We start from the raw sequence: 7455 nt of genomic DNA, 5'->3' as shown, positions 1-7455 counted from the left end.
GGGGGGGGTCGGGGGGGGTTCCCCCCCCCCCCGGGGGGGGCGGCCCCCCCGGCCCCCCCCCCCCCCCCCGGGCCGCGCGCCCGGCAGGAGCCGGGGTCCAGCAGCTGGTCGAGCCGCTGCCGGGCGGTGAGCCGGCCGTGCGCGCCGCACTCGGGGCAGACGCGCAGCGTACGGGCGTAGCGCTTGCCGTAGACGAGCGCGGCGCAGCGCTCGCAGCGCACCCAGTCCGGCTCGGCGGTGGCCGTGTCAGCCACTGCGCTCCCAGCGGTAGAACTCCCGGGCCATGGCGTCCTTGGGCTCGCGCCAGGTCTCGGGGTCGTACGCGGAGATGAAGGACGACAGCTGGTCGCTGATGTCCCGGAACGCCGGGTGGTCCTTGTACCTGCCGACCTCCGGGCCGGGCGGCCGCTCGGCCTCGACCAGGTGCAGGTAGACGTCGCCGAACTGGAACAGGCTGCGTCCGGTGACCCCGATCAGACCCGGCAGTTCGCCCTTGTCGGACTCGGCGAAGACCTGCGCCACCTGCTCCTCGACGCCGGGCTTCATCCTGGCCACGATCAGGCTGCGGTAGGCCTTCATGCCGCGCCGCCCCCGTGGCGCTGCACGATGCGCTCGCGGATCAGCTCCAGCTGGATCTTGGAGTTGTCGTTGATCCGGGCGGTCATCGCCTCGTCGTCGAGGGGGGCGCCCGGTTTCATGGCGAAGTCCTGGGTCCAGCGCATCCGGGTGCCGCCGGGGACCTCCTCGTACTGCCAGTGGATGTCCATGTACTGGAACGGGCCGGTCTCGACCCGGTGTGCGCGCACCGTGCGGGTGGCGCGGTCGGCGATCCGCTCGGAGACCCAGCTCCACACCTGGCCGTGCTCGTCGGGGTGCATGGTGAGCCGGAAGACGACCCGGTCGCCCTCGCGCTCCACGATCTCCACGGAGGCGTACTCGCTGAACAGGTCCGGCCAGCCCTCCACGTCGTTGGTGACGTCCCAGACGACGTCCATGGGGGCGGGGATGGTGATCTCGTTCTCGGTGTGGCCGGGCATGGTCAGACTCCTGCCTTGAGTGAGGTGTTGACGACGTCCACGAAGGCGCCGGGGGTCTTGCACGAGTCGGCGTCGCCGGCGATCGGGATGCCCCGGTCGTTCTCCAGGGCGCCGACGATGCCGAGCAGGCCGAGCGAGTCCAGGCCGTACTCGGCGAAGGGTGTCTCCGGGTGGCCGCTCAGGAGGGCCACGTCGACGGTGATGCCGGCATTGGACTTCATCAGGGCGGCGAGTTCGCCGTAGGTCAGTTCCTTGCTCATGGAAGAGCTCTCCTTCACTGCGCCTGCGCTACGCCCGGACGACCAGGGCCGAGTTGGAACCCATGAGGCCGCGGCTGAGCACCAGCGCGGTCCGCAGTTCCGCCGGCCGGGGCCGGCCGATGACCAGGTCGAGGTCGTGGCAGGTGTCGGTGATGTTGGGGGTGGGGGGCACGACTGCGTGCCGCAGGGCGAACACGGCTGCGGCCACATCGAGCACCGGGGCGCCGCAGTAGGCGCGGCCGGTGCCGGTCTTGGGGGCGGTCACGGGAATCTTCCGGGCGCGCTTGCCGAACACGTCGGCCAGGGCCAGCGCCTCGGCGCGGTCGGCCTCCGGGGTGCCGAGTGCGTCGGCGAAGACGACATCGATGTCCCCGGGTGCGCACCCGGCTTCCGCGAGGGCGTCGCGGATGGCGCGGGCCAGTCCCTCACGGGACTCCGCCCAGCGCGAGGCCCCGGTGAAGGTGGCACCGTGCCCCGCGATGACGGCCTGCACCTCGGCCCCGCGGCCGGCGGCGTGCTCGGGGTCCTCGACCACGAGCATCGCGCCGCCCTCGGCGGGGGCGAAACCGCGGGCGTGCCGGGTGAAGGGCAGATAGGCCCGTTCGGGATCCTCCTCCAGGCTGAGTTCTTCGTATCCGAGCTGACAGACACCCGAGTACGGCGCCAGCGGCGCCTCGGCGGCGCCGACGACGACGGCCCGGGTGCCGTTGCCACGGGTGATGTTGCGGCAGGCGTGGGAGATGGCGTCGAGACCACCGGCCTCGTCGCTGGCCACCACGCCGCAGGGGCCCTTGAAGCCGCCGCGGATCGAGATCTGACCGGTGCTCGCCGCGTAGAACCACGCGATGGACTGGTACGGGCCGACGAAGTTCGGCCCCTTGCCCCACAGGTGCTGCAGTTCACGCTGGCCGAACTCGCCGCCGCCGGAACAGGCCGCCGTCACCACTCCGATGTCGAAGGGTGACTCCTCGTCGAAGCGCAGGCCCGAGTCGGCGATGGCCTGGTCCGCGGCCGCCATCGCGAAGTGGGTGAACCGGTCGGTCTGCACGGTGTAGCGGTCCTCGACGACCGCCGACACCTCGAAGCCGCGGACCTCGCCCGCGACCCGAAGCGGCAGGTCCCGGCATCCCTCGCGGGTGACCGCGTCGAGGACGGCGACACCTTCCCTGGTCGCCTTCCAGAAGGCGTCGGCTCCGATGCCGTTCGGCGCGACGACGCCGATGCCGGTGACCACCGCTTGCGTGTTCATCGCTGGCTCCCCTCCGGTCGGTTGAGGACCACCGCGGACTGGAACCCGCCGAATCCGCTGCCGACCGACAGCACGGCGCGCAGCTTCAGCTCACGGGCGGTGCGCGGGACGTAGTCCAGGTCGCACTCCGGGTCCGGGGTCTCGTAGTTGGCGGTCGGCGGCACCACGCCGTGGGCGAGGGCCAGGGTGCAGGCGGCCAGTTCGATCGCGCCGATCGCACCCAGGGAGTGGCCGACCATGGACTTGATGGAGCTCATGGGCGTGGAGTAGGCATGCGCGCCCAGCGAGCGCTTCACCGCCGCGGTCTCGTGGCGGTCGTTCTGCTTGGTGCCCGAGCCGTGCGCGTTGACGTAGTCGACGTCCGACGGGTCGACCCTGGCGTGGTCCAGTGCCTGGTCGATGGCCTCGGACATCTCCAGGCCGTCGGTGGTGAGCCCGGTCATGTGGTAGGCGTTGCCGTACGTGGCGTAACCACCGATCTCGCAGTAGATCCGGGCACCGCGGGCCTTGGCGTGCTCCAGTTCCTCCAGGATCAGCACGGCGCCGCCCTCGCCCATGACGAAGCCGTCGCGGCGGGCGTCGAAGGGCCGGGAGGCGTGGGCCGGATCGTCGTTGTTGGGGGAGGTGGCCTTGATGGCGTCGAAGCAGGCCACCGTGATGGGGGAGATCGGGGAGTCCGACGCACCGGCGATGATGATGTCGGCGCGTCCCTCCTCGATGGTCTGGAACGCGTAGCCCACGGCGTCCAGACCGGAGGTGCAGCCCGTGGAGACGGTCTGCACGGGACCGCGGGCGCCGTGCCGTTCGGCTATCTCCGAGGCGAGCGCGCTGGGCGCGAACGCCCTGTGCAGGTGCGCACCCGCCTGCCGGTGGTCGACGTCCCAGCGGGCGCCGCGTTCACTGACGCGTATGTAGTCGTGTTCCAGCCGGGTGGTGCCTCCGACGGCGGTGCCGAGGGAGACCCCGACCCGCCAGGGGTCCTCCTCGTCCAGTTCCAGCCCGGCGTCGCGGACCGCCTCGGCGGCCGCGACGAGCGCGAACTGGACGTACCGGTCGGCGCGTTCCAGGTCCCGCGGGCTCAGCCCGCAGGCCGCCGCGTCGAAGTCGACCTCAGCGGCGATGCGGGACCGGAAGCCCGTCGGGTCGAAGAGCGTGATCCCTCGGGTCGCCGTCCGGCCGGCGGTGAGCAGTTCCCAGAAAGCGGGGACCCCGACACCGCCGGGGGCGACGACACCGGCCCCGGTGACCGCCACCCGGCGGGTCATGACGCCGCGTCCTCGGTCTGCTCGGTGGGCTCGGTGTCGACATGGCCCAGCTCCGGGCGCGGAGCGAGCGGACCGAGGTGGAAGACGAGCCGGGCCTCGGTGTCGCCGACGTTGCGGAAACGGTGGCGGACGTACGGCGGGATCATCAGGCCCTGCTCCGGGCGGAGCACGTACGGCTCCCCGTCGAGGTCCACCTCGAGCGCACCGCACACCACGTACACGAACTCCTCCGAGTACGGGTGGTAGTGCTCGCCGATCCGGTCACCGGGCTCCACGAGCGCGACGCCCATGAAGCCGCTGGTGGCGCCGCACGCGGTCGGGGTGAGCATCGCCCGCAGGTCGCCGCCGCGACGGCGGTTGTGCGGGGTGTCCCCCAGGTTCACGATGGTCGGCGTGAACGGGACGTTCCGTTCGTTGGTCAGAAGATCATCCATGCTTGCCTCCTCCGGCGGGGCCGGCCCGGGGCGCACCCCGGGCCGGCCGGTACCTGCCGGCTGCCGATGGCTCGTACGGGTCAGGACGTGGCCGCGCTGCGGTCGGTGACCATGCGCATGTCGTATTCGACGAGGAACCGCTTCAGGCCCTGCTCCTCCGCGAGGTCCCAGTCGGGACCGAGGTCGAGCAGCCGGGCGAGGACGCCGGTCTTGTGCTTGCCGGCGGCGCCCACGGCGATGAGCGAGGCCTCCTCGACCGGGACCCGCAGGTCGACCAGGCGCACCACGATGTCCTCGCTCTCGCGCAGGAAGACGGTGCTGCGCGCGAGCGGCCCCTTGCGGACGTCCACGGCCTCCTCGTCCTGCTGGGCGAGCATCTTGGCGACGGCCTGGCCGGAGCCCGCCTTGGCCGGGTAGATCAGGGCGTGGCGGCTCAGGCCCTCCGGCCGGTCGGTGCCCTTGGCGACGTGGTGCACGGCCGGGAGCGCGGCGCGGGCGAAGAACTCCCGTGCCGAGCCCGGGTCGTTGAGATCCCGGTCCACCTCCAGGTAGGGGTTGATGGCTTCCTCGACCGCCCGCACCTCGGGCTGGCGGGCGACATGGCGCAGTGCCCTGGCCAGGTCGCCCTCCACCTCCACGGCGCGCACGACACGGTTGCCGTGCATGAACAGCGAGGTGCGGCGCAGCCGCGTGTTCTCGTCGACCACGGCCTGCGGCGAGGTGTAGCCGGACAGGATGTCCGCCACCTGCTGTTCGCTGCCGGGCTTCACGGTGAAGGTGATGGCGTGACGGATGATCCCGTCCCCGACCCTCGGCACGGTCTGCATGCGACCGGACTCGTAGGAGGTACGGGTCTCCCGCAGCACCCCGAAGCGGAGCGAGCGGGTGTCCTTCACACAGCCGTGCATCGGCTGCACCATCTCCAGGTGGGTCGGGCTGTCCACCCAGGCGAGGAAGTGCAGCGCACTCTCCCACTCACTGGTGATCAGCCATTGCGAGGGATTTTCGATCGACTGGCAAAGCTGGTCGCTGACGTGTCCGGGCACGGCAGCGACGTGGCGGCACATCTGGTCATACGCGTCAAGAAACCGCTGCTCGGCATCGTCTTCAACATCAAGCATGAGGACGACGCGCAGGCGATTGCCATCGAGCGCGGACTGCGAGACCTTTTCGGCCTGGGCCGGCATATTCCACCTCTTCCGAGAGCGAGCAACCCCCGAGGTCCGTCGTCCAACGATCGTGCTGTGGTGGCCCAACCGGTGCGAGATATGTGATCCAATTGGGTGACGGGCGAAAATACCCCCGGTAATCGGGCATCAAGGGAGCTATGACTCCACAGGCCGAAGACCGGGTTCCGGTCCTCATCGTGGGGGGCTCCCTCGTCGGGCTCTCCAGCTCAGTCTTCCTGGGCCGGCTCGGCGTCCGGCACGTCCTCGTCGAGAAGCACCCGGGTACCTCCATCCACCCCCGTGGCCGCGGCAACAACCTGCGGACCATGGAGCTGTTCCGTACGGCCCGGGCCGAGCCGCTGATCCGGCAGGCCGCCTCCGTACTCGCCGACAACCACGGCATCCTGCAGGCCGACTCGCTGACCTCGGACAACGCCGAATGGCTGTTCCGGGAGATCGACCCGGGCGGCCGGCTGTCCGGCATCAGCCCCAGCGGCTGGTGCCTGTGCAGCCAGAACGACCTGGAGCCGGTGCTCCTGGACTACGCCCGCACGCTCGGCGGCGACCTGCGCTTCAGCACCGAGCTGGTGTCGTTCACCCAGGACGACGACGGCGTCACCTGCGAGCTGATGGACCGGGAGACCGGCGACCGCAGCACCGTCAGGACCGACTACCTGGTCGCGGCCGACGGTCCCCGCAGCCCGGTGCGCAGCGCCCTGGGCATCGGTCACACCGGACGCGGCGACCTCTTCGCCAACATCAGCGCGACCTTCCGCGCCAAGCGGCTGGCCGACGCGGTGGGCGACCGCTACTTCATCGCGTGCTACCTGACCAATCCGGACGCCGACGGCGTGCTGCTGCCGGTCGACAACCAGGAGAACTGGGTCTTCCACGCCCCCTGGCACCCCGAACGGGGCGAGACGCCGGAGGACTTCACCGACCAGCGGCTGGCCGCGCACATCCGCACCGCGGTGGGCGTGCCGGACCTGGAGATCGAGATCACCGGCCGGGCCCCCTGGCGGGCCGCGGAGCGGGTCGCGGACTCCTACGGGCGCGGGCGGGTGCTGCTCGCCGGCGACTCGTGCCACGAGATGTCCCCCACCGGCGCCTTCGGCTCCAACACCGGCATCCAGGACGCCCACAACCTGGCGTGGAAGCTCGCCGCGGTGACCGGCGGCTGGGCAGGGCCGGAGCTGCTGGAGACGTACGAGGCCGAGCGCCGCCCGGTCGCCGTGGCCACCAGCGAGCGGGCCTCCGCCCGTTCCGCCGAGCACGCCCACCCGGGCTACGCGCCGCCGGCCGGCGGCGGGCCCCAGAAGGGCGTCCTGGTGGTCGCGCTGGGCTACCGCTACCCCGAGGGCGCGTTCCTGGGCGCGGACCCGGGGCGGCCGGTCGTCCCCGAGGACTTCCGGCCGGTCGCCGAACCCGGTGGCCGTTCCCCGCACGTGTGGGTGACCACCCGGGACGGCGAGCGCCGCTCCACGCTGGACCTGTACGAGCGCTCCATGGTGCTGCTCACCGGCGACGGGCCGAAGGGCACGGCCTGGCACGACGCGGCCCGCACGGTCGCGGAGCGCCTCGGGGTGCCGCTGGAGGCGTACCGGCTCGGCGAGTCGACGCAGGCCGACCTGGTGCCCGAGGCGGGCACGGACTGGACCGCGGTGCACGGCCTGACGCCGAGCGGCGCGATCCTGGTCCGCCCGGACGGCTTCGTCGCATGGCGGAGCCGCGAGGCCGTGGAGGACCCCGCGGCGACGCTGGACGAGGTCCTCACCTCGGTGCTGCGGCTCGGCTGAGCGTCGCGCCGCAGGCGGCCGAGGAGACGGCACGGGGGGACGGTTGACCGTGTGAACGGCGGCCACCACGCTCACGGGAGCGCCGGTGGCCGCCGTTCCCGTTCGGCGGCGCCCTCGGCCCGGGGCGCCGCCGCCGGAGCTCGGCGTCTCCCCCGCCGAACGCGGTGGGGGGGGCCGGGCCGGCCGGGGGCCCCCCCCCCCCCCCGGCCGGGGCCCCGGCCCCCCCCCCGCGCGCCACCCCCCCC

At 72.3% G+C, this 7455-nt stretch carries 9 protein-coding genes and 1 pseudogene; 2 read left to right on the top strand and 8 right to left on the bottom strand.

What is annotated here, in order from left to right; genetic code table 11:
• The 8 genes and pseudogenes from ACFV3E_RS31570 to ACFV3E_RS31535 form a co-directional block, all read right to left on the bottom strand.
• Window positions 1–221 (bottom strand): annotated as a pseudogene (locus ACFV3E_RS31570) (hypothetical protein); the annotation flags it as partial.
• A 25-nt stretch (window positions 222–246) separates the two neighbouring features.
• Window positions 247–579 (bottom strand): TcmI family type II polyketide cyclase, encoded by a 333-nt coding sequence (locus ACFV3E_RS31565; RefSeq protein WP_500537760.1) that lies wholly within the window; start codon window positions 577–579, stop codon window positions 247–249.
• Entirely contained in the window at window positions 576–1037 is a 462-nt protein-coding gene (locus tag ACFV3E_RS31560; protein WP_500330399.1) for an SRPBCC family protein, read from the bottom strand. The genes ACFV3E_RS31565 and ACFV3E_RS31560 overlap by 4 nt, the downstream gene beginning before the upstream one ends.
• 2 nt (window positions 1038–1039) lie before the next feature.
• Window positions 1040–1297: an acyl carrier protein gene (locus ACFV3E_RS31555; protein ID WP_500537759.1), complete on the bottom strand. Its 258-nt coding sequence runs from the start codon at window positions 1295–1297 to the stop codon at window positions 1040–1042.
• 28 nt (window positions 1298–1325) lie between these two features.
• Window positions 1326–2546, bottom strand: coding sequence for a ketosynthase chain-length factor (locus tag ACFV3E_RS31550; RefSeq protein WP_499514106.1), 1221 nt, complete (start codon window positions 2544–2546; stop codon window positions 1326–1328).
• Window positions 2543–3811, bottom strand: a complete 1269-nt coding sequence (locus tag ACFV3E_RS31545) for a beta-ketoacyl-[acyl-carrier-protein] synthase family protein (RefSeq protein ID WP_500537758.1) — start codon at window positions 3809–3811, stop codon at window positions 2543–2545. Before ACFV3E_RS31545 ends, ACFV3E_RS31550 begins: the two co-directional genes overlap by 4 nt.
• Entirely contained in the window at window positions 3808–4245 is a 438-nt protein-coding gene (locus tag ACFV3E_RS31540) for a cupin domain-containing protein (RefSeq protein WP_499514104.1), read from the bottom strand. The genes ACFV3E_RS31545 and ACFV3E_RS31540 overlap by 4 nt, the downstream gene beginning before the upstream one ends.
• A gap of 80 nt (window positions 4246–4325) precedes the next feature.
• Window positions 4326–5381, bottom strand: a complete 1056-nt coding sequence (locus ACFV3E_RS31535; RefSeq protein ID WP_500537812.1) for a SchA/CurD-like domain-containing protein — start codon at window positions 5379–5381, stop codon at window positions 4326–4328.
• On the opposite strand from ACFV3E_RS31535, the gene ACFV3E_RS31530 reads away from it, so the two are divergent.
• Both ACFV3E_RS31530 and ACFV3E_RS31525 read left to right on the top strand, forming a co-directional pair.
• Complete coding sequence (locus ACFV3E_RS31530; protein ID WP_500537816.1) at window positions 5301–5519, top strand: hypothetical protein; 219 nt, start codon at window positions 5301–5303, stop codon at window positions 5517–5519. The two genes, ACFV3E_RS31535 and ACFV3E_RS31530, sit on opposite strands and share 81 nt — an antisense overlap.
• A gap of 53 nt (window positions 5520–5572) precedes the next feature.
• On the top strand, window positions 5573–7210 hold the full coding sequence (locus ACFV3E_RS31525; RefSeq protein WP_500537757.1) for an FAD-dependent oxidoreductase: 1638 nt from the start codon (window positions 5573–5575) through the stop codon (window positions 7208–7210).
• The last annotated feature ends 245 nt before the right edge of the window (window positions 7211–7455 follow it).

It is taken from the genome of Streptomyces sp. NPDC059718 (assembly GCF_042733315.1).
In the GTDB taxonomy this organism is placed as follows: domain Bacteria; phylum Actinomycetota; class Actinomycetes; order Streptomycetales; family Streptomycetaceae; genus Actinacidiphila.
Note: the sequence above shows the minus strand (reverse complement) of the source record. Positions and strands in the feature narration are given on the sequence as shown.

Excerpts from the sequence above, each read along its gene's own strand:
- ACFV3E_RS31550 (WP_499514106.1), bottom strand. The coding sequence starts at position 2,546 with ATGAACACGCAAGCGGTGGTCACCGGCATCGGCGTCGTCGCGCCGAAC.
- ACFV3E_RS31525 (WP_500537757.1), top strand. The coding sequence starts at position 5,573 with ATGACTCCACAGGCCGAAGACCGGGTTCCGGTCCTCATCGTGGGGGGC.
- ACFV3E_RS31540 (WP_499514104.1), bottom strand. The coding sequence starts at position 4,245 with ATGGATGATCTTCTGACCAACGAACGGAACGTCCCGTTCACGCCGACC.
- ACFV3E_RS31545 (WP_500537758.1), bottom strand. The coding sequence starts at position 3,811 with ATGACCCGCCGGGTGGCGGTCACCGGGGCCGGTGTCGTCGCCCCCGGC.
- ACFV3E_RS31555 (WP_500537759.1), bottom strand. The coding sequence starts at position 1,297 with ATGAGCAAGGAACTGACCTACGGCGAACTCGCCGCCCTGATGAAGTCC.
- ACFV3E_RS31565 (WP_500537760.1), bottom strand. The coding sequence starts at position 579 with ATGAAGGCCTACCGCAGCCTGATCGTGGCCAGGATGAAGCCCGGCGTC.
- ACFV3E_RS31560 (WP_500330399.1), bottom strand. The coding sequence starts at position 1,037 with ATGCCCGGCCACACCGAGAACGAGATCACCATCCCCGCCCCCATGGAC.